Below are 20,381 nucleotides of genomic sequence, written 5' to 3' on the forward strand. Positions count from 1 at the left end.
CGGTGGCGGGGTCGGTCGCCACCGGCACGCACGGCTCCGGCGACACGTCCGGTTCGCTCGCGACCGCCGTACGCGCCGTGGAGCTGATCACCGCGGACGGCGACTCGCTGACGCTGGAGCGGGAGCGGGACGGTGAACGCTTCGCCGGTTCCGTGGTGGCGCTCGGCGCCCTCGGCGTGGTCACCTCGCTCACCCTGGATCTGGTTCCGGCCTTCGACGTACGGCAGTTCGTCCGGACCGGGCTGTCGCTGGACGTGCTGGCGGAGCACTTCGACGCGATCACCTCGGCGGCGTACAGCGTGAGCCTGTTCACGGACTGGAGCGCGCCGCGCTTCGGTCAGGTCTGGCTGAAGTGCCTCGACGACTCGGACCTCGATTCCACCGGGCCCGACTTCCCGTGGGCGGGGCCGGCCGACGGGCCCATGCACCCCGTGCCCGGCATGTCCGCGGTCCACTGCACGGAGCAGGGCGGGGTGCCGGGGCCGTGGCACGCCCGACTGCCGCACTTCCGGGCGGAGTTCACGCCCAGCAACGGCGAGGAGTTGCAGTCCGAATACCTTCTCCCGCGCCGGCACGCCGTCGCAGCGCTGCGGGCGGTGGCCGCGCTGGGGCCGGTGCTGGCGCCCGTGCTCCAGGTCTGCGAGGTGCGCACGGTGGCCGCCGACGAGCTGTGGCTGAGCCCGGCCGAGGGCCGGGACACGGTCGCGCTGCACTTCACCTGGGTCAAGGACACGGCGTCGGTGGTGCCGGTGATCGCCCGGCTCGAGGCGGCGCTCGACGGTCTGGAGGCACGGCCGCACTGGGGCAAGGTGTTCACGACGGAACCGGCCGAGCTTCGTGGCCGCTATCCGCGTATGACGGACTTCCTGAAGCTGCGCGACTCGCTCGACCCGGCGGGCAAGTTCACGAACAATTTCCTGCGCCGGCTGCTGTACGAGGGCTGACCGCCGAAGGCCCCGAGGGCCGGCCCGGCAGAGGGTCGGTCTCGCGCGTACTCCTGGCCAAAAGGCCGTCGGGCCATGGCCGGAACAGCGCCAATTTGCCAACACCGTTGCGCAATCCCTCGCCGCAGGCACCGACCGGTGGTATCTACAACATGGCCGCCACTCTCCCCCCGCACCTCCCTCCACGCGCGCACGCACCATCGGACGCACCCCGCGCACCCCCCATTCCCCGGCGGCCCGTAGGAAGGACCTGCCTTGCGAAGAACTGCCTCACGCCGTGCGCAAGCTCTCCTCGGCCTCCTGGTGCTCGCCCTGGCGGCGGCACTGATGACACTCACACAGAGCCCCGCCACCGCCGCGCCGAAGGCACCCGCCGCGCCCGCCGTCCCCGCCGAGTCCAACGGCGGCGTCCGGATCATGCCTCTCGGCGACTCGATCACCCACGGGCACAACATCCCGGGCGGCTACCGCATCAACCTCTGGAACCACCTCGCCACCGGCGGCTACACGGTCGACTTCGTCGGCTCGCAGTTCAACGGCCCGCCGGAGCTGGGCGACCACGACCATCAGGGCCACTCGGGTTGGCGTATCGACCAGCTCCGTTCGAACATCGACGGGTGGCTCGCCACGAGTGACCCGCGCACGATCATGCTCCAGATCGGTACGAACGACGTCAACCAGAACTACGACCTGGCGAACGCCCCGGCCCGGCTCTCCGACCTCATCGACCGCATCCTCCAACAGAAGCCGCAGATCGAGCTGTTCGTCGCGACGATCACACCGGAGTCGAGCCCCGACCTCGAAGCCCGGGTCAAGACGTTCAACGCGGCGCTGCCCGCCATCGTCAACAGCAAGGGTCCCCGCGTCCATCTCGTTGACATGTACAAGGCATTGACGGTTGCCGACCTCGCCGACGGCGTCCACCCCAACGCCACCGGCTACGCGAAGATGGCGGTGGTCTGGTACAACGCGCTGCGCTCGGTGCCCGGCAGCCTCGTTCCGCTCGGGCAGCCCGGTCAGGGCACCCTCGTCAACGCGCAGTCGGGCCGCTGCCTCGACGTCGACGGCGCCGTGACGACCTCGGGCGCGCGGACGATCGTCTACGACTGCCACCGCAAGGCGAACCAGCAGTGGGCCCGTACGGCCTCCAACGAGCTGCGCGTGTACGGCGATCGCTGCCTGGACGCGAGCGGCGCGGCCACGGCCGACGGCACCCCAGTCATCATCTGGGACTGCCGCGGCACGGCCAATCAGCAGTGGCGCGTCAACGCGGACGGCAGTGTCGTCGGCGTCGCATCCGGCAAGTGCCTGACACCGGCGGCCGGCGGCACGGCGAACGGTACGAGGCTTGAACTGCGCACCTGTGGCGGCGGCGACGGCCAGCGCTGGACGATGGCCGCCTAGTCCACGACGGACGCGACGGACGCGAGACCACGACGGTCCGCGACGGCCCACCACCGGCCGCCGGACCGCGCGTTCGACCGACCCGATATCGCCGGGCGCGCCGGAAACGGCCGCCCGGCGATGTCGTACCCCCGTGGAATCATGTCGCACGACCGGATATCGACCCGATATCGACCGGATGCGGTGAATCCGGATGTGGTGAATCGCGAGGGGCGTCATGGGCGACGGAGCGGGGCCTGAGGAGAAGCCGGTGCCGGTGGGCGCCGGTGCGCGCGCCGTGCTCGACCGGGCCGACCGCCTGCTCGCCGCCGCGCGCCGGGTGACCGCCGATCACGCCGAGGCGCGGGGCGGTGCCCTGAGCGCCGTCACGCCGCTGCGCGACGCCCTGGTCCGCCAGGAGCTGTCAGGTATCCCGGTGTCACGGCTCGCGGACGTCACCGAGGGCCGGCTCCGGCTGGGCACGCTCGAACAGGCCGGTTACGCGGACGTCGGCAAGGTGCTCGCAGCCACCCCGTACGAGCTGCGCCACATCCCCGGCATCGGCGCGCAGAGCGCCGGTCACGCCATCGCCGCGGCGCGGCGTCTCGCGGAGGCGATGGAGGACCACGTCGCCGTCCGGCTGGACGCGGGCGACATCGGCGATCCCCACGCGACCGCCCTGGTCGTCGCATTGAACCGGCTGGTGAACGCGGGGCCCGACATCCCCCGCGCCCTCGTCGCGGCGGCCCGCATCGAGACCGACCTCGCCCCGCTGCTGCCGCCCGCCCGCCCGGCCGGTGACCGGCTGCGCATGCTGCTCACCGGCAAGCGGCGCAGACAACAGGCTCAGCGGGCCGTCCGGTCGGTCGACGCGTTCCTTCGGGACGCCGCCGCCCGCGAGGTTCCGCTGCTGCTCGCCCAGGCGGCCACGGATCTGCTGCGGCCCGTGGCCCCGGCGGACGAGGCGTGGCTCGACTTCCAGGTGCGTCCCGCCGACTATCTGGTCCTCCTCACCGAGCTGTCCGACGTCGCACCGGACGTGGACGCGGCCGAGGGTTTCCTGCCCGGCGACATCTCCGAACGCGTCCGTACGCAGCGGCTGGACGACACCCACCGGCGAGTGTCGCTGCGCGGGTATCAGGCGTTCGGGGCGCGGTTCGCGCTGGCGCAGCGCCGGGTGATCCTGGGTGACGAGATGGGGCTGGGCAAGACCATCCAGGCCATCGCGGCCCTCGCGCATCTCAAGGCCGAAGGCCGTACGCACTTCCTGGTGGTCTGCCCGGCCAGCGTCGTCATCAACTGGATCCGGGAGATCGAGTCGCGCAGCACGCTGCGGGCGTACCGGGTGCACGGCCAGGACCGGTCGGTGGCCCTCGGGCAGTGGACACGGCACGGGGACGTGGCGGTCACGACGTACGACCTGCTCGGCTCCCTCAGCGTCCCGGACGACGTGCCGGTCGGCATGCTCGTCGTGGACGAGGCGCACTATGTGAAGAATCCCGAGACCCGGCGCTCGCGGACGGTGGAGGGCTGGGCGTCGCGCACGGACCGTGTCCTGTTCCTGACCGGTACGCCCATGGAGAACCGGGTGGGCGAGTTCCGCAATCTGGTGCGGCATCTGCAACCCGGTCTGCTGCCCGCGATACGGGACGGCGACGCGGCGGTCGGCTCCGAGATCTTCCGCAAGGCGGTGGCGCCCGCGTATCTGCGCCGTAATCAGCAGGACGTCCTCACCGAGCTGCCGGAGCTGCAACAGGTGGACGAGTGGGAGGAGTTCAGCCCCGCAGCGCGCGCCGCCTACCGGCGGGCCGTGGCGGCGGGGAACTTCATGGCGATGCGGCGCGCGGCGTACGCCGATCCCGCCACGTCGGCCAAGCTCCGGCGGCTGCGTGAACTCGTCGCCGAGGCCGAGGCGAACGGTCTGAAGGTCGTCGTCTTCTCCTTCTTCCGCGATGTGCTGACGGCGGCGCAGGAGGCGCTCGGCCCGCCCGCCGGCCGCGACTCGCCGGCCACCGTCTTCGGTCCGCTCAGTGGTCAGGTGCCCGCCGCCCGGCGGCAGGAGCTGGTCGACGGCTTCGCCGAGGCGTCCGGGCACGCGGTCCTGCTCAGCCAGATCCAGTCGGGCGGCACGGGTCTCAATCTGCAAGCCGCGTCCGTGGTCATCCTGTGCGAGCCGCAGGTCAAACCCACGCTGGAGACCCAGGCCATCGCCCGCGCCCACCGCATGGGGCAGATACGGCATGTCCAGGTGCACCGGCTGCTGACCGCCGACAGTGTCGACCAGCGCATGCTGCGGCTGCTGGGCACGAAGCAGCGGCTCTTCGACGCGTACGCGCGCCACAGCGAGGTCGCGCGGTCCACGCCCGACGCGGTCGACATCTCGGAGCAGTCGCTGGCACAGCAGATCGTCGCGGAGGAGCAGGAGCGCATGGCGCTGCTGCCGGGCCCCGCCGCTCCCGCTCGCTGACGGCTCTCCGACGGTCCGTCAAACGCCCCTGCCGGGACCGGCAGGGGCGTTCATCGTGCGCCGAGGCACCCACTTGTTACCTGTGCGAAAACCGTTGACAACACGTTGACATGATTGCAACCTGTGAATCGCAAAAAAGTAAGCAACTGACTCAAATTCTTAAGGCTCGTCTCGCAACTTCGTTGCATCACCTCCCCCGCACCCTCGTTCCAACTGAACAGAGGACCATATGAGACGGAAGCAGCTCAGACCCGGACAGCTCAGCTGGCGACTGATCACCGGCCTCGTCATGGCCGGCCTGATCGCCGTCGGGCTCACCCCCCTCGCGGCCTCGGCGGCCGAGCGCCCCAACCAGTCGATCGGCAAGAGCGTGTCGGCGAGTGGGTCGGAGGGGAATCACCCCGCCTCCAACGTCACCGACGGCAACCAGGCGTCGTACTGGGAAGGACCGAACAACGCCTTCCCGCAGACGCTCCGGATCGACCTCGGCGCGAACGTCGCCGTCGATCAGGTGGTGCTGAAGCTCCCCACCACCTGGGAGGCCCGCACCCAGGCCCTCAGCGTCCAGGGCAGCACCGACGGCAACAGCTACAGCACCCTCTCCGCGTCGCAGGGCCGGCTGTTCAGCCCCTCGTCGGCGAACACCGTCACCATCGACTTCCCCTCCAGCGAGGTCCGTTACGTACGGCTGAACATCACCGGCAACACGGGCTGGCCGGCGGCGCAGATCTCCGAGTTCGGGATCTACGGCCCGGCGGGCGAGGACCCGGGCGGCCCCGACCCGGGTGACGACGGCACGGATCTGGCACGCGGCAAGCCGATCGAGGCGTCGTCGACGATCCACACGTTCGTCGCGGCCAACGCCAACGACGGCGCGCTGAACACGTACTGGGAGTCCACCGGGCACCCGTCGAACCTGACGGTCAAGCTCGGGGCCGAGGCCGACATCACCTCCGTCGTGATCAAGCTCAACCCCGACGCGGCGTGGGGCACCAGGACGCAGAACATCCAGGTGCTCGGCCGTGCCCAGGGCGCGACAGGCTTCACCTCGCTCAAGGCGCGCGCCGACTACAGCTTCAACCCGGCGACCAACCAGAACTCGGTACGGATCCCGGTCACCGGTCGCGTCGCCGACCTCCAGCTCCAGATCTTCTCCAACACCGGCGCGCAGGGCGGCCAGGTCGCCGAACTCCAGGTCATCGGGGTACCGGCGCCCAACCCCGACCTCACCGTCACCGCGCTCTCCTGGTCCCCCACCGCCCCGGTGGAGACCGACGCGACCACCGTGAGCGCCACGGTGCGCAACATCGGCACGGCCGCGTCCGGCCCGACCACGGTGAACGTCAGCATCGGCGGTGTCGTCGCGGGCAGCGCCTCCGTGGGCGCGCTCGCCGCGGGCGCCTCGGCGACCGTCCAGGTCGCCGCGGGCAAACGCGCCGAGGGCAGCTACAAGGTGACGGCGGTGGTGGACCCGACCGACACCATCGTCGAGCAGGACAACGACAACAACAGCTTCACCGCCGCCGGTTCACTGGTCGTGGGACAGGCCCCCGGGCCCGACCTCCAGGTGCTGAGTGTCAGCTCGACGCCGCAGAACCCGGCCGTCGGCGCGCAGGTCCAGTTCACCGTGGCCGTGCAGAACCGCGGGACGACCGCGTCCGGCGCCACCACCGTCACCCGCGTGACGGTGGGCGGTACGACGCTGAACACCAACACACCGTCGATCGCGGCGGGCGCGACAACGAACGTGAGCGTCAACGGCAGTTGGACCGCCACCAGCGGCGGCGCCAACATCGTCGCCACCGCCGACGCGACGAACGTCGTGACGGAGACCAACGAGACCAACAACTCGTTCTCCCGCTCGATCGTGGTCGGGCGCGGGGCGGCCGTCCCGTACGTCGAGTACGAGGCGGAGGCGGGCCGCTACCAGGGCACCCTGGTGGAGGCCGACGCGGAACGCACCTTCGGGCACACCAACTTCGGCTCCGAGTCCTCGGGCCGTAAGTCGGTACGGCTGAACAGCCCCGGCCAGTTCGTGGAGTTCACCTCCACCAACCCGGCCAACTCGATCGTGGTGCGCAACTCGATCCCCGACGCCCCGAACGGCGGCGGCACCGAGGCCACGATCAGCCTGTACGCCAACGACACCTTCGTGAAGAAGCTCAACCTCTCCTCGAAGCACAGCTGGCTGTACGGCAACACGGACGGCCCCGAGGCCCTGACCAACACGCCGCAGGCCGACGCCCGTCGGCTGTTCGACGAGTCCAACTCGCTGCTGTCCACGACCTATCCGGCGGGCACGAAGTTCAAGCTCCAGCGCGACGCCGGTGACAGCGCGTCCTTCTACTACATCGACCTGATCGACCTGGAGCAGGTCGCGCCCCCGGCGGCCAAGCCCGCCGAGTGCACCTCGATCACGGACTACGGCGCGGTGCCCGGCGACGGGATCGACGACACGGCCGCCATCCAGGCGGCGGTCACGGCCGACCAGAACGGCACCATCGCGTGCGTCTGGATCCCGGCGGGCCAGTGGCGTCAGGAGAAGAAGATCCTGACCGACGACCCCCTGAACCAGGGGCAGTTCAACCAGATCGGGATCAAGAACGTCACCATCCGCGGCGCGGGCATGTGGCACTCGCAGCTCTACACCCTGACCGAGCCGCAGAACGCGGGCGGCATCAACCACCCGCACGAGGGCAACTTCGGCTTCGACATCGACGACAACACCAAGATCTCGGACATCGCCATCTTCGGCTCCGGCCGGATCCGCGGCGGCGACGGGAACGCCGAGGGCGGCGTCGGCCTCAACGGCCGGTTCGGCAAGAACACCAAGATCTCCAACGTGTGGATCGAGCACGCCAACGTGGGTGTCTGGGTCGGCCGGGACTACGACAACATCCCGTCGCTCTGGGGTCCCGCCGACGGGCTCGAGTTCACGGGGATGCGGATCCGCAACACGTACGCCGACGGGATCAACTTCACCAACGGCACGCGGAACTCCAAGGTGTTCAACTCCTCGTTCCGCACCACCGGCGACGACTCCCTGGCGGTCTGGGCCAACCGGTACGTCAAGGACACGTCGGTCGACATCGCGCACGACAACTCGTTCACCAACAACACCATCCAACTGCCCTGGCGCGCGACCGGCATCGCGGTCTACGGCGGCTACGGCAACAAGATCGAGAACAACATCGTCTCCGACACCGCCAACTACCCGGGCATCATGCTGGCGACCGACCACGATCCCCTGCCCTTCTCCGGGCAGACCCTGATCGCCAACAACGCGCTCCACCGCACGGGCGGCGCCTTCTGGAACGAGGACCAGGAGTTCGGTGCGATCACCCTGTTCGCGGCGAGCCGGGACATCCCCGGCGTCACGATCAGGGACACCGACATCTACGACTCGACGTACGACGGCATCCAGTTCAAGACCGGCGGCGGCACGATGCCCGGCGTCGTGATCGACAACGTCAAGATCGACAAATCCAACAACGGGGCAGGCATCCTCGCCATGAGCGGGGCCCGGGGCAGCGCGACCCTGTCCAACGTGACGATCACCAACTCGGCGGACGGGAACATCGTCACGCAGCCGGGTTCGGGCTTCGTGATCACGGGTGGCCCGGCGGCGGCATCGGCGCCGGCGTCGGGCAAGGTGACGGGCGGGGGGCGAAGGTGACCCTGCCGTAAGCCGCTGAACGCGACAGGTGCGGATCGAGGCCGGCCTCGATCCGCACCTGTACGCGCCTGAGGGTCTGACGGTCTGACGGCCCTGATCAGTCGACCGGCCGCAGCCAGGTCGCCGCGAAATCCTCGGCGCTGACGACGTGGCGTCCCCGGGCGCGCACGCCGCTCGGCAGCGTAGGCGGCGGCGTACGGGGCGGGCAGTCGGCTGGACCGGGCGGCGGCGACGGCCGAGGCCGACCCGGCGCGGTACGCGGCGGCCCGGTACCCGGCGCGCTGACGGGGCGCGGAGTGACGGCACCCGGAATGTCCGGAGATATCGTTTCCGAGCAGTCCGCCGCCCCACGACCTACGGAGATCCCATGGCCCGCGCCGTGCGGAAGCGCCCCGCTCACCCTCTGGGCGCCGTCGAGCCTCCCGGCAACGCCCAGGTGGCCGCAGGCGTGGCGACGGCGACGTTCCTGGTCGTCGTTCTCGCCCTGGTGTCCGGGTCGGCGGTGTGGCTCCTCGGGCTGCTGGTGTTCCTGCCGGGTACGGCCTCGGCCCTGTGCACCGTTCGCCAGACGAGGCTGATCGCCGCGTGGACCACGCTCGTCGTGACGGTCACGGTACTGCCGTGGGGGACCACCGGCGGGCGCTGGATCGACCGGGCCCTGCTGGTGCTGTTCACCCTCGCGCTGGGCATCACCTCCGTCTACGCCTGCCACCGCCGTATCGCGCGGGAGAACGAGATGCTGCGCCTGCGCTCCACGGCCGTCGCCATGCAGCGGCACATCCTGCACCCGCTCCCCCTCGTCACCGACGACGTCATGGTCAACGGCCTGTACGAGCCTCTTCAGGAGGAGAAGCTCATCGGCGGCGACATCTACGACGTCGTGGCATCGCCGTGGGGTACGCGCGTGCTGATCGGAGACGTACAGGGCAAGGGGCTGGCGGCAGTCGGCGCCGCGTTCGCCGTCATCGGCGCGTTCAGGGAGGCGGCCCACCGGGAGCCCACCCTCACCGCCCTGGTGGACGCCTTGGACGCCGCGGTCGTACGGCACAACTCCTACGCCGAACAGACCGGCGACGACGAGCGGTTCGTCACCGCGCTCGTCCTCAGCTTCGACGCCCACACCGAGGTCCAGGCCGTCAACTGCGGCCACATCCCACCGCAGTTGACGTATCAGGGCACCGTCATCACACCCCCGCTGGGCACGGGCGTCCCGCTCGGCCTCGCCGAACTCGCCGCCGAACCGGGGACGGTGGACTGGTTCGCGTTCCCCGCCGGCTCGACCCTGCTGCTGACCACCGACGGCCTTACCGAGGCCCGCGCCCCCGACGGCACGTTCTACCCCCTGGACGAGCGGCTGGAGAGCCAACTCGGGCTCTCCACCACCGACCTGCCACAGGCTCTGTACGAGGACGCCCGCGCGTTCGCGGGTACGGAAGGGCTCCACGACGACGTCGCACTCCTGACGGTCCGCCGCTCACCGCGCCGCTGACGACTGAACTACTGAACTGCTGGACGACTGACGAACCCCCGCAGCGCGGCCCCGACGCACCCCGGCCGGCCGCCGGACATGTCCCGTCTCACGCCCTCTGACCGGCGCCGTCCCATGCCGCCGGACATGTGCCGTCCCGTGGTGCCCGACACGTTTCGGACTCTCCCCGGCGTACCGCACGTTCCTTTCCGGCCACCGGCCGCGGGCACGCTCCGTGGGTGCTGACCCCGGGCGACGAATCGCATATACGTAAATGTCGGCTGCTGGGGCTCACCGGTACCGCGGCCGTGGCCGTCGGCGGCGCCAGTGCTGGTGCCCTGCCGGTCGGCAAGGCCCTCGCGCCGTCGTCCGAGGCGGCGGCGCTGGGGCTCTTCGGCGCCTACTTCGGGCTCGTGCTGCTCGTCGCGGCCTGGGCCTGGCTGGGGCGTGCCGTACGCGGGCCGAGGCCGCCCGGTGCGCGCAGCATGGTGGTCACGCTCGTGGTGTGGGCCGCGCCGCTGGTGGTCGCGCCGCCGCTGTTCAGCCGGGACGTGTACAGCTATCTGGCGCAGGGCGCGATGGTGGACGCCCAGATCGACGTGTACACCCACGGCCCCGACCAGCTCGGCGGTCCGCTCGCCGCACAGGTCGCGCCCATCTGGCGGGACACGCCGACGCCGTACGGTCCGCTGTTCCTCTCGTTCGCCTCGCTGATCGCGCGCGCCACGCAGGCGCAGCTCTCGGCCGGGCTGCTCGGTATGCGGCTCGTCGCGCTGCTCGGGGTGGGCCTGATGGTGCTGTCGCTGGTGCTGCTCGCCCGGCGCGGCGGCACCGACGCCGGTGCCGCGCTGTGGCTGGGGGCGCTCAATCCGCTGCTTCTGCTGCATCTGGTGGCCGGCGCGCACAACGACGCCGTGATGCTGGGGCTGCTCGGTATGGCGCTGGTGGCCGCGAAGGGCCGCTTCCCCGTGCTGGGCGTGGTCCTGATGACGTTCGCCGCGCTGGTCAAGGCGCCTGCCGCGCTGGGGCTGCTGGCCGTCGCCGCGTTCTGGGCCGGCGGGCTCACCGGTCGGTACCGGTGGGTCAGGGCGGCGGGCGCGACCGGCGGTGTCGCGCTCGCGACGACCGCCGTGGTCACGGCGGTCACCGGCACCGGCTACGGCTGGATCGGCGCCCTCAACACCCCGGTTTCCCAGCACAACTGGGCCCTCACCTCCCTCCTCGGCCGGCTGACCACGTCGGTGCTGCGCGGCGCGGGCAGCGATCTGGCGCCGTTCGCCCTGGACGCCTGGCGGCTGGCCGGTCTGGCGGCGACGGCCGTCGCCGTGCTGGTGGTGTGGCTGCGGCGCCCCCGGCACAGCCCGCTGTACGCGCTGGGCCTGAGCCTGATCGCGGTCGCCGTCCTGGGCCCGGCGATCCGCCCCTGGTACGTCCTGTGGGGCCTGTTCCCGCTGGCCGCCGCAGCGCCTGCCGGGCCGGCGTGGCGGGTGGTGGCCGTCGCCAGCGGGGTGCTCGCGCTCGCCCAGTTGCCCAGCGGGATCGCGGCGGACGGGCTCCAGTTGGCGCTCGCGACGTGCGGCGGGCTGTTCGCGGTGGTCGCGCTGTGGTGGGCGCGGGAGATGTCGGGTGACGAAGTGACGCTGAGCGCGCGGGAATCGGGGAGGGTGGCATGACGGGCCGAGATCTGACGGAGCACGGCCCGCCGGGGCGGGGCTCGCGCCGCCGGCATCTGCTCCTGGGCGTGCTGTGCGCGGGCGTGACGGCCTTCGTCGCGACCGTCCCGTTCCACCGTGACTGGTTCGATCTGTGGGTCTACTACGACGCGGTACGCCACTGGACGGATTCCGCGGGCGGGCTGCGGGGCGACGGGCTCTACGACTACCGGGTGCCCGGCCAGGTGTACGGATTCACGTACCCGCCCTTCGCCGCCCTGTGCGTGCTGCCGCTGTCACTGTTCAGCTGGCCCGTCGCGCTCACCGCGGGCATCGCGGCGAACCTCGGCGCACTGGCGCTGATCCTGCGCCGGCTCGCCGAACCGGTGATCCGCCGCCACGGCCTGGACCGGCCGACCTCGTACGTCCTGCTCCTGTGTCTGCTCGCCCTGCTGGAACCGGTCTACGACAGCATCAGCTTCGGCCAGGTCAACCTCCTCCTGCTGGCTCTCGTCCTCACCGACGCCCGGCTGCTGTCCACCGGCGGCCGGTGGGCGGGCATCGGCATCGGACTCGCCGCGGCCGTCAAGCTCACCCCCGCGATCTTCATCGGCTACCTGGTCGTCACCCGCCGCTGGCGCGCCGCCGCCACCGCGGTCGCGGTCGCCGGGGGCGCGACACTGCTCGCCGTAGGGCTCGCGCCGGGTGCCTCGTACGCGTACTGGACACACGCCCTGTGGGACACGAGCCGCATCGGCGACCTGAGTTATGTCTCCAACCAGTCCTGGCAGGGCGTCCTCGCCCGGCTCTCCGCGCCGGCCGATCCGGACCGGCTGTGGTGGGCCTGCGGTGTCGCCGTCGTCGTCGGCCTCTGGGCGTACCGGGCCGACAAGGCCAGGGCGGTCGGCGACGTGCGCGCCGGCATCGCGCTGACCGGCGCCGCGGCGTGTCTGGTCAGCCCGGTCACCTGGGTGCACCACCTGGTGTGGCTGCTCCCGGCGCTCGCAATCCTCACCGACCGGGCCCTCGAACCGCCGCGCCGCGGGCGCCGGTTGATCGCGGCGGTGGGGCTGTACGTGATGCTGTGCAGCTACGTCGTGTGGCTGTGGCGGTACGACGCGAGCGGCGTCGGCGGCTTTATCGGCGGCAACGCGTTCGTCTGGACGGCGCTGGCACTGCTGCTGGCGCTCCCCGTCCGGCCGCCGCACCCGGCGTTCACAGCACCTTCCGGCGGACCAGCGCGGCCAGCACCAGCGCCCCGGGGAGCAGTGGCAGCCACACGGTGACGATGCGGAATCCGAGGACGGCGGCGGTCGCCACATGGACCGGGGAGCCCGCGCCGACGAGCGCGATGAGCAGCGCCGCCTCGACGGAGCCGATGCCGCCCGGGGTGGGCACGATCCCGGCGACGATCGTGGCCGCCAGATAGGCGATCACGATGCCCACGGTGGGCACCGGCAGTTGGAGCGCGCGGGCCACCGTGACCAGGACGGCGGCCTGGCAGGCGGGGAAGGCGAGTGCCCCGGTCCACAGGGCGAGCGCCCGCGCGGGCCTGGTGTGCAGGGCGCGCGCGTCGGTCAGCGCGGTCCGCAGGAAGTCCCGGACGAAGCCGCGCAGTGGTGGCACCGACCACAGCACCAGCGCCACCAGCGTGAGCCCGCCGGCCAGGATGACAAGCGCCAGCGTCCCGCGCTCGGCGGGCAGCAGTCCGCCCAGCGGGATGGCACCCGGGTTGGTGGCCATGAGCGTGAGGAGCAGGGTGTACTTGCCGATCGGCTGAGCGAGCGAGTAGAGGGCGAGCGCGGCGCAGGCGCGTGTGGTGGAGATGCCGCGGCCCTGGAGGAATCGCAGCGTCACCGCGTGCGCGCCGAGCCCGGCGGGCAGCAGATGGTTCGCGGAGCCGGCCGCGACCTGGGAGGCGAACAGCCGCCCGGCGGGCAGCCGTTCCATGACGGTGCCCTGACGCATCAGACAGACCGGCAGCCAGCACACCCCGGTCATGACGACGGCGGCCAGCAGCCAGTCCCGGTCCGCGCCACGCAACTCGTCGACGCCCGCGAGGATCACCGACCAGTTCCCGGCCACCCAGGCGGTCACGAGGAGCAGCGGCACGAGGCAGATCAACTGCCGCAGCGGCAGCCGGCGCAGTGCGCCGGGCAGAGTCGTCGACGTCATCGACACGGCGCGGCCGTCCTTCCATGACGCGCCAGGGCGCGGGCGAGGGGATTCCCTCCAGGATTCCCCGCTCCGCGCGACGGTGGGGTGTCGTTTGCCCGTCGCCCGGCGGAACGGCCAGAGCCATGTGCCGAACGGATCGTCGCGGACGCGGCGGAGGTGTGCGGACCGTCGCGGTGGAGCCGCTGCGCCGGTGGCAGGCGCATCGGCCATGGCCATCAGGGATCAGGGCGGTGCGGGCGGCCGGCCGCCTTCCGGCGTCATTCGATGTCGACCGGAGCGCCGGGGCGCTGCTCGCCGGTGTTCAAGGTCTCGCCGGTATTCAGGGTGACGTGACGCTCCTGACAGGGGAAGCCGCATCCCTGTAAGACCAGGCCCCCGCACTCCACGCATGGTTTCCAGGTATCCGGCCTTCCCCGCCGATCTCCGCACGGCGCCCCGGACTTCCCCGGTCGGTTCAGGGGACTCAGGGCAAAAGGATCATCCATGGCTGGTGTCTAGCCTGTCCCCCGCCGCCGCCCCGGACACGGACGACGGAAGAGGTATGTGTTCACCTGGAGAATCGTTCCGGTCCGCCCATTTGGACACCGGCACCCTCGCCCCACCCCGCAACCGCCTTCTCCGCCCCGCCAGTTCCGGCCCGAGCAGGTGTGCGCCGGTGGTGCTGGTGGTGGTGATCGGCCAGGCGGCCCCCGCTGGTGGCTCCATCCGGGTGGGAAGGGGCGTTTCCCGAGCGGGAACGGGGCTTCACCGGGCCGCGCCTGTGCCATGAAGGTGTCCAGCCGGGAAGCAACCCGGAGTTCTTCGACAACAAGGGAAGACCGTCATGAGCGCACCACGCACCGGGCAGCGGATCGTCTCCGTGCTCGCCGGTGTTCTGCTGGCGGGGACGGCCCTGGCCGCCCCCGCCGTCGCCGCGGACCATCAGTCAGGCCCGGGCCCGGCATCCTTCACCACGCAGAGCGAGACCTCCGCGGCGTTCGTCCACAAGGGCCGGGTCATCGCGAAGCCGTCCCTCAACGTGCGGAAGAACCCGAACACCAACAGGCCGCCCATCGGCTCCATCCCCTACGGCACCGTCATTGAACTGAGGTGCAAGGTCAACGGTGAGGTCGTGGACGGCAACCCCCGTTGGTACCTGCTGAAGAACGGCGGCTGGGTCGCCGCCCGCTGGGTCGAGAACATCAACGTGGCACCCGGCTGGTGCTGACCACGACCCGCTGACCTCCGCGCGCCCCTCGCCTCAGGCGAGGGGCGCCGGACGTTGTCGGGCCTCCGACGCCTCACCTCAGCGTTCGGCGCGGGTGGCGATCAGGTGTGCCGCACGCTCGGCGATGCCCAGTACGGCCGCGTTGGTGTTGGCCGAGACGACCGAGGGCATCACGGAGGCGTCGGCGACGCTCAGGCCGTCGACACCGTGGACGCGCAGGCCCGCGTCGACCACAGCCTCGTCGTCCGTGCCGATACGGCAGGTGCCCACCGGGTGGAAGTAGGTGCCGACGGTGCGGCGGATGTACGCACCGCACCCCTCGTCCGTGACAGCCTCCCGGCCGGGGAGGGTCTCCTCGTCACGCCAGGCCGACAAGGAATCCGCCCGCCCGATGTCCCGTGCCATGCGCAAGGCGGCGACCATACGGTCCACGTCTTCGCTCTCGGTCAGATAGGCGGGGTCGATGAGCGGGTACGCGGCGGGGTCCGCACTGCTCAGGCGCACGCTGCCCCGGCTGGCGGGCGTCGCGAGGCCGAAGAGGATCGAGAAGCCCTCCTGGGCACCCGCCCATCGAGGTTCCAGCGCCACGGCCGTGAAGCTCATCAGGATGTCGGGGTCCCCGCCCGGGCCGGTGCGCGCGAAGAGCATCGCCTGCCGCGAGGGACCAGGTACCGGGGACTTCTTCACCCCGTACGAGATCCAGGCCAGCGGATGGTCGTGCAGGTTGGCGCCCACGCCGGGGAGAGCGGCGCGAACCGGGATCCCCAGCCGGCGCAGATCGTCGGCGGGGCCGATGCCGGAGAGCAGGAGAATCTGCGGCGATCCGACGGCTCCCGCGCTCAGCACGACCTCCCGCTCGGCGTGGACGGTGCCCGGCTCGCCGTTCCGTACGTACTCGGCACCTCTGCACCGGCCGTTCTCGATGACGAGGCGCCGCACCTGTGCGTCGGTGACGACGGTGAGATTGGGCCGTGAGAGCACCGGAAACAGATACGCGTCGGCGGCGCTCTGCCTGCGGCCTTCGGCGACATTCCTTTCGGCCCAGAACACCCCCTCGGCCTGGGGGTCATTACCGTCCTCACAGCGCGGATGGCCCGCGTCTACCGCCGCGTCATAGAGATCCTGCGCGAGAGGAGTGGCGGCGGGCGGCTCCTCGATGGTCATGGGACCCGTCTGTCCCCGGAAACGCGGATCCCCGCCTCGCGCGCCCTCGCTGCGCATGAGGAACGGCAGCATTTCCTGATAGTTCCAGCCAATGGCGCCCTGCTTCTCCCAGGCGTCGAAGCCTGACGCGTGGCCGCGCAGGTGAGTCATTCCGTTGATGCTGCTGGAACCGCCCAGGACCCGCCCCCGTGGCCAGATGTGGACAGCGTTCCCGGTGCCTGACTGAGGTGTTGTCGTGTAGTTCCAGTCCACGGACGATCCCCAGAGACCTACCGCTGCCTCGGGGTTCCCGTCCGACATGATCGCGGGGCCCTCACCGGCTCCCGCCTCCAGGAGGGCCACACTGACTTCAGAGTTCTCCGACAGCCGGGCGGCAAGCACCGCCCCGGCCGTTCCGCCGCCGACGATGACATAGTCGTAAACTTTCTCCATAGCCATCCTCATTCATGTGGAATTTCCTCACGGATTGCCCGGCGGTTTTCATGACCGATGGGCGATGAATAAAAGAGACTACCCGCACGAACCGGGCGCCGGCCTCCGAGTTCTGAAAGTCGACCGACCGGATAAACCGGTTCATCTCGGTTGTCGCGGGCACGAAAGTGTCGACCGCTTCGAACTGGCGAATTCACCGGGATTGGCGGTGAATTCGCACATTCCTTTCTCGATGGCGCCCGGTGTGCGAAAGCGGAGCCCGACGGGTCCCGTTCCGTACTCCGGTGATCAGGGGGTCAGATCGCCGGCGTGGTCCCGCGACCGGTGGAGGCGCGGAGGATCACGGCGAGAGCGACCAGGACGATGCCGAACCAGACGACGCTCGTGACGCCCACATGGTCGGCGAACAGGCCGCCGATGAGGGCGCCCAGGGCTATGCAGGTGTTGTAGGCCATGGTGTTGAGCGACATCGCGGCCTCGAAGGTCTCGGGGGCAGCCGAGAGCGTCATGTTGATCTGGCTCAGCTGGACGACGCCGAAGGCGAGGCCCCACAGGAGCATGGCGGCGATCACGCCGAAGTCGTACGTGCCGATGGTCAGCAGCATGACGAGTGCGGCGATCATGATCAGGCCGCCCACGACGAAGCTGCCCCGCAGGCTCTTGTTGACGGTCTGACCGCCGATGAAGTTGCCGATCGCGCCGCCGGTACCGAAGACGATGAGGACGACGGTGATGAAGCCGACGGTGGCGGACGTACTGTCCTCGAGATAGGGCCGGACGAACGTGTAGGCACCGAAGTGGCCGAGGACGAAGAACACGACCATGACCAGGACCAGACGCAGCGGCACGTTCCTGACGGGCAGTTCGAAGACCTCGCGGACCGAGACCGCGTTGGCCGACGGGAGCGACGGGATCGTGACGGCAACCGCGAGGAACACCAGAGCGCTGAGGCCGGCCCAGATCAGGAAGGTGGTGCGCCAGTCTCCGGCACTCTCCAACAGCGTGCCGAGCGGGATGCCGACGACGGTGGCGATCGAGATCCCGGACATCACGACAGCGGCGGCCCGGTTGGCGTGCTTCGCCGGGACGATGCGCATGGCCATGCTGACGCCGATGGCCCAGAAGACGCCGCTGGCGAAACCCATGATCAGGCGGGTGCCCAGGATCAGCGGGTAGTTCGGGGCGATCGAGGTGATCAGGTTGCCGACGGCCAGGACGGCCAGCAGTGTCGTCAGCAGCCGGCGCCGGTTGACGCGCCGGGTCCATGCCACGATGAACGGCACACCGAGACCTGCCGCGAGACCCTGCGCCGTGACCATGAGGCCGACCGAGCCCACGGAGACCCCAAGGCTCGCGCTGAGCGGGGTGAGCAGGCCGATCGGCATCAGTTCGGTGGTGAGGAAGACGAACAGACTGGCGGTGATGGCGGCCACACCCAGCCATCCCCGGGTCGGGGACATCTGCTCGTGCGGCGTGACGGGGGAGTTTGTCTCGTCCTGAATGCTCATGTCGTCTCTCTGGATGTGGTCAGGCGTGGTACGCGAATGCCTCACGGCGTCGGCGTCCAACGAGGAGGTCGTGGCGTGGGGAGGCGAGCCCACCGTCATCCACCGCGTTCCTGTGTCAGAGCGGATCGGTCGGGGACGCGCGCGACGGTGGTGCGGGGTGGAGCCGAGGGGGTCCCCTCGGACTTCGGTCCGGGCGGGCGCGGCTGACCGAGCACAACGGCCAGGAAGATGACGACCATGCCGACGATCTGGAGGGCCGACAGCGTCTGGTCCTTGACGAGGTAGCCCAGCAGGGTCGCCACGACCGGGCTGCCCAGTGCGAGGAAGGAGACCGCCACGGCCGGCAGGCGTTCGATGCCGCGGAACCAGGCGATGTAGCTCAGGATCGCGCCCAGGGTGATGAGGTAGGCGAACCCGATGACGTTGGAGCCGGTGAGACCGCCGGGAAGGTCTTCCAGCGACAGCCAGAACGGCAGCAGGACCAGACCGCCCGCTGTGAGTTGCCACCCGGTGAACGCGAGCAGGCCGACGCCCTCCGGCCGGCCCCACCGCTTGGTCAGTGTGATGCCCGATGCCATGCACAGCGCTCCGCCGGCCGCGGCGAGGAGTCCGGTGGTGTCGAGCGACGCCGTGCCTCTGAAGACGAGCAACACCACTCCCCCGACGCCCATCGCGCAGGCCAGGGCGTGGACGGGTCTGATCCTCTCGCCGAGGAAGAGGGCGGCGAGGACGACCACGAACACGGGCTGCGCCGACATGACCATGGCCGCGATGCCACCGGGCAGTCGGTAGGCGGCGACGAAGAGCAGGAAGTTGAAGGCGCCGATGTTCAGAACGCCCAGCACCAGCGCGCGCCACCACCAGATGCCGACGGGAAGTTTCCGGCCGAGGGCCAGCAGCACCAGGCCGCCGGGCAGGGCCCGCATGGTGGTCGCCAGGAGCGGCCGGTCCGGAGGGAGCAGCTCGGTGGTCACCAGGTAGGTGCTGCCCCAGACCGCCGGCGCCAGGCCGGTCAGGGCCACCGTGAGCACCTTTTGTCCGTTCTTCATCTCGCCTCACATCCCGCGGGAATCACCGTGGCAACTGACATCTGTCCGGCCCGCTCAGCAGCCGGCGTGAGGTGATCCACGCCCAGGAGCAGCGCGGGCCCACCCAGATGTCGGCGACGGTCGTCCCGGAACGCGGTGGTGTGGTAGTCATGGCGGTCGCTCGTCCTTTCGGTGTCACGGGCGCGATGGCGCGTGCGGGCATGCCTCGGCGCCGTGCGCCCAGGTACGGGAGTTAGCGGGAGAGCGGCTGCCGGGCATGCCGGACAGGCTCAGATCGGGGGCCGCCCGGCGGAGTCGGCCCGATCGAGGACGATCCCGCCGTGTGCGGTCGTCATCAGTGTCGGGCCGGGGAGATCGATGAGTCCAACACATGCTTGTCACGCGATGGATCTCGCATCACGATGGATCCATGGAGCTTCAGCAGATGCGGTACGTGATCGCCGTGGCCGAGATGAGCAGCTTCACGAAGGCTGCCCAACGCTGCCTTGTGGTCCAGTCCGCGCTCAGCCACCAGATCGCGCGCCTGGAGAAGGAGTTGGGCGCCAGGCTCTTCGAACGCACCAGCCGCCGGGTCCGGTTGACCCCGGCGGGCGCGGCCTTCCTGCCCGCCGCCCGCCAGTGCCTCGACGCGGCGGAGCGGGCCGCCGCCGAAGTCGCGGCGGCCGTGGGGGAGGTACGCGGACGGCTCGCGGTGGGGCTGATCCCCAGCGTCGCCGCCGTGGACGTTCCCGCTGTCCTCAGGGGATTCCACCAGCGCCATCCGAAGGCCCGGATCAGTCTCACCGTGGGGGCGAGCGACGAGCTCGCCGAGCAGGTCAGGCAGGGCGATATCGAGGTGGCCTTTCTCGGCATCCCGGTCACGGCCCGCCCCCGGGGCGTCATGGCCCGGAAGCTGGCCGAGGAGCGGCTGGTCGCCGTGGTCTCCCCGGATCACCCGCTCGCCGACGAGACCTCGGTCGACCTCCGCCGTCTGTCCTCGGAGGTGTTCGTGGACCTCCCGGCGAAGACCGCAGGCCGGGCCCAGTCCGATCTGGCCTTCACCGCCGCGGGCCTCACCCGCGAGGTCGCCTTCGAGGTGACCAACGCGGACTATCTGACCCGTCTGGTCGGCGCGGGCCTTGGCGTGGCCCTGCTCCCGCCCACGTATGCCGAGGGCCTGGCCGGGCTGACCACGATCGAGGTCACGGACGCACCGGCCCGCGCCGAGTACGTGATCTGGGGCCGGGAGAGCCGCGCCCCGGCGGCCAACGCAT

14 protein-coding genes are annotated in these 20,381 nt (G+C 70.7%); 9 read left to right on the forward strand and 5 right to left on the reverse strand.

Features of this window, described 5'->3' with window-relative positions:
- From BHU15_RS12220 to BHU15_RS12250, 7 genes are all read left to right on the forward strand, one after another.
- The coding region (locus BHU15_RS12220; RefSeq protein ID WP_107422840.1) for a D-arabinono-1,4-lactone oxidase at nt 1-944 on the forward strand (944 nt) is incomplete at its 5' end.
- A gap of 255 nt (nt 945-1,199) precedes the next feature.
- Nucleotides 1,200-2,348, forward strand: a complete 1,149-nt coding sequence (locus BHU15_RS42125; protein ID WP_218028052.1) for a ricin-type beta-trefoil lectin domain protein — start codon at nt 1,200-1,202, stop codon at nt 2,346-2,348.
- Nucleotides 2,349-2,565: 217 nt separating this feature from the next.
- Nucleotides 2,566-4,794: a DEAD/DEAH box helicase gene (locus BHU15_RS12230; RefSeq protein WP_069627218.1), complete on the forward strand. Its 2,229-nt coding sequence runs from the start codon at nt 2,566-2,568 to the stop codon at nt 4,792-4,794.
- Between the two features lie 229 nt (nt 4,795-5,023).
- A complete protein-coding gene (locus BHU15_RS12235) occupies nt 5,024-8,470 on the forward strand; it encodes a CARDB domain-containing protein (RefSeq protein ID WP_069627219.1) in 3,447 nt (1,148 codons plus the stop codon).
- 367 nt (nt 8,471-8,837) lie between these two features.
- On the forward strand, nt 8,838-9,959 hold the full coding sequence (locus tag BHU15_RS12240) for a PP2C family protein-serine/threonine phosphatase (protein ID WP_023537379.1): 1,122 nt from the start codon (nt 8,838-8,840) through the stop codon (nt 9,957-9,959).
- Nucleotides 9,960-10,177: 218 nt separating this feature from the next.
- The gene (gene mptB / locus BHU15_RS12245) at nt 10,178-11,611 is read left to right on the forward strand and encodes a polyprenol phosphomannose-dependent alpha 1,6 mannosyltransferase MptB (protein ID WP_255293088.1); all 1,434 of its coding nucleotides are present in this window, start codon (nt 10,178-10,180) and stop codon (nt 11,609-11,611) included.
- On the forward strand, nt 11,608-12,876 hold the full coding sequence (locus tag BHU15_RS12250; protein WP_069627220.1) for a glycosyltransferase 87 family protein: 1,269 nt from the start codon (nt 11,608-11,610) through the stop codon (nt 12,874-12,876). Before mptB ends, BHU15_RS12250 begins: the two co-directional genes overlap by 4 nt.
- Here BHU15_RS12250 and BHU15_RS12255 read toward each other — a convergent pair.
- Nucleotides 12,806-13,765, reverse strand: a complete 960-nt coding sequence (locus tag BHU15_RS12255) for a lysylphosphatidylglycerol synthase transmembrane domain-containing protein (protein ID WP_069627221.1) — start codon at nt 13,763-13,765, stop codon at nt 12,806-12,808. The two genes, BHU15_RS12250 and BHU15_RS12255, sit on opposite strands and share 71 nt — an antisense overlap.
- Before the next feature lie 826 nt (nt 13,766-14,591).
- Here BHU15_RS12255 and BHU15_RS12260 point away from each other — a divergent pair.
- Nucleotides 14,592-14,975: an SH3 domain-containing protein gene (locus BHU15_RS12260; protein ID WP_069627222.1), complete on the forward strand. Its 384-nt coding sequence runs from the start codon at nt 14,592-14,594 to the stop codon at nt 14,973-14,975.
- A 78-nt stretch (nt 14,976-15,053) separates the two neighbouring features.
- On the opposite strand, the gene BHU15_RS12265 is transcribed toward BHU15_RS12260, so the two are convergent.
- The 4 genes from BHU15_RS12265 to BHU15_RS39185 form a co-directional block, all read right to left on the reverse strand.
- Nucleotides 15,054-16,571 (reverse strand): GMC family oxidoreductase, encoded by a 1,518-nt coding sequence (locus BHU15_RS12265; RefSeq protein ID WP_079128091.1) that lies wholly within the window; start codon nt 16,569-16,571, stop codon nt 15,054-15,056.
- 296 nt (nt 16,572-16,867) lie between these two features.
- Nucleotides 16,868-18,079 carry an MFS transporter gene (locus BHU15_RS12270; RefSeq protein WP_171908359.1) on the reverse strand — a complete coding sequence of 404 codons (1,212 nt, stop codon included), beginning with the start codon at nt 18,077-18,079 and terminating at the stop codon, nt 16,868-16,870.
- A 95-nt stretch (nt 18,080-18,174) separates the two neighbouring features.
- Nucleotides 18,175-19,128 carry an EamA family transporter gene (locus tag BHU15_RS12275; RefSeq protein WP_069627224.1) on the reverse strand — a complete coding sequence of 318 codons (954 nt, stop codon included), beginning with the start codon at nt 19,126-19,128 and terminating at the stop codon, nt 18,175-18,177.
- 22 nt (nt 19,129-19,150) lie between these two features.
- Nucleotides 19,151-19,279: a hypothetical protein gene (locus BHU15_RS39185; RefSeq protein WP_255293089.1), complete on the reverse strand. Its 129-nt coding sequence runs from the start codon at nt 19,277-19,279 to the stop codon at nt 19,151-19,153.
- Nucleotides 19,280-19,537: 258 nt separating this feature from the next.
- Between BHU15_RS39185 and BHU15_RS12280 the strand changes: the two genes are divergently transcribed.
- The coding region (locus tag BHU15_RS12280) for a LysR family transcriptional regulator (RefSeq protein WP_069627225.1) at nt 19,538-20,381 on the forward strand (844 nt) is incomplete at its 3' end.

The sequence above is a fragment of the Streptomyces niveus genome (assembly GCF_001723055.1).
Taxonomy (GTDB): domain Bacteria; phylum Actinomycetota; class Actinomycetes; order Streptomycetales; family Streptomycetaceae; genus Streptomyces; species Streptomyces niveus.

What these genes read in the sequence shown, in the direction of transcription:
- BHU15_RS12230 (WP_069627218.1), top strand. Translation starts at nt 2,566, where the DNA reads ATGGGCGACGGAGCGGGGCCTGAGGAGAAGCCGGTGCCGGTGGGCGCC.
- BHU15_RS12235 (WP_069627219.1), top strand. Translation starts at nt 5,024, where the DNA reads ATGAGACGGAAGCAGCTCAGACCCGGACAGCTCAGCTGGCGACTGATC.
- BHU15_RS12240 (WP_023537379.1), top strand. Translation starts at nt 8,838, where the DNA reads ATGGCCCGCGCCGTGCGGAAGCGCCCCGCTCACCCTCTGGGCGCCGTC.
- BHU15_RS12250 (WP_069627220.1), top strand. Translation starts at nt 11,608, where the DNA reads ATGACGGGCCGAGATCTGACGGAGCACGGCCCGCCGGGGCGGGGCTCG.
- BHU15_RS12255 (WP_069627221.1), bottom strand. Translation starts at nt 13,765, where the DNA reads ATGACGTCGACGACTCTGCCCGGCGCACTGCGCCGGCTGCCGCTGCGG.
- BHU15_RS12260 (WP_069627222.1), top strand. Translation starts at nt 14,592, where the DNA reads ATGAGCGCACCACGCACCGGGCAGCGGATCGTCTCCGTGCTCGCCGGT.
- BHU15_RS12265 (WP_079128091.1), bottom strand. Translation starts at nt 16,571, where the DNA reads ATGGAGAAAGTTTACGACTATGTCATCGTCGGCGGCGGAACGGCCGGG.
- BHU15_RS12270 (WP_171908359.1), bottom strand. Translation starts at nt 18,079, where the DNA reads ATGAGCATTCAGGACGAGACAAACTCCCCCGTCACGCCGCACGAGCAG.
- BHU15_RS12275 (WP_069627224.1), bottom strand. Translation starts at nt 19,128, where the DNA reads ATGAAGAACGGACAAAAGGTGCTCACGGTGGCCCTGACCGGCCTGGCG.
- BHU15_RS39185 (WP_255293089.1), bottom strand. Translation starts at nt 19,279, where the DNA reads ATGACTACCACACCACCGCGTTCCGGGACGACCGTCGCCGACATCTGG.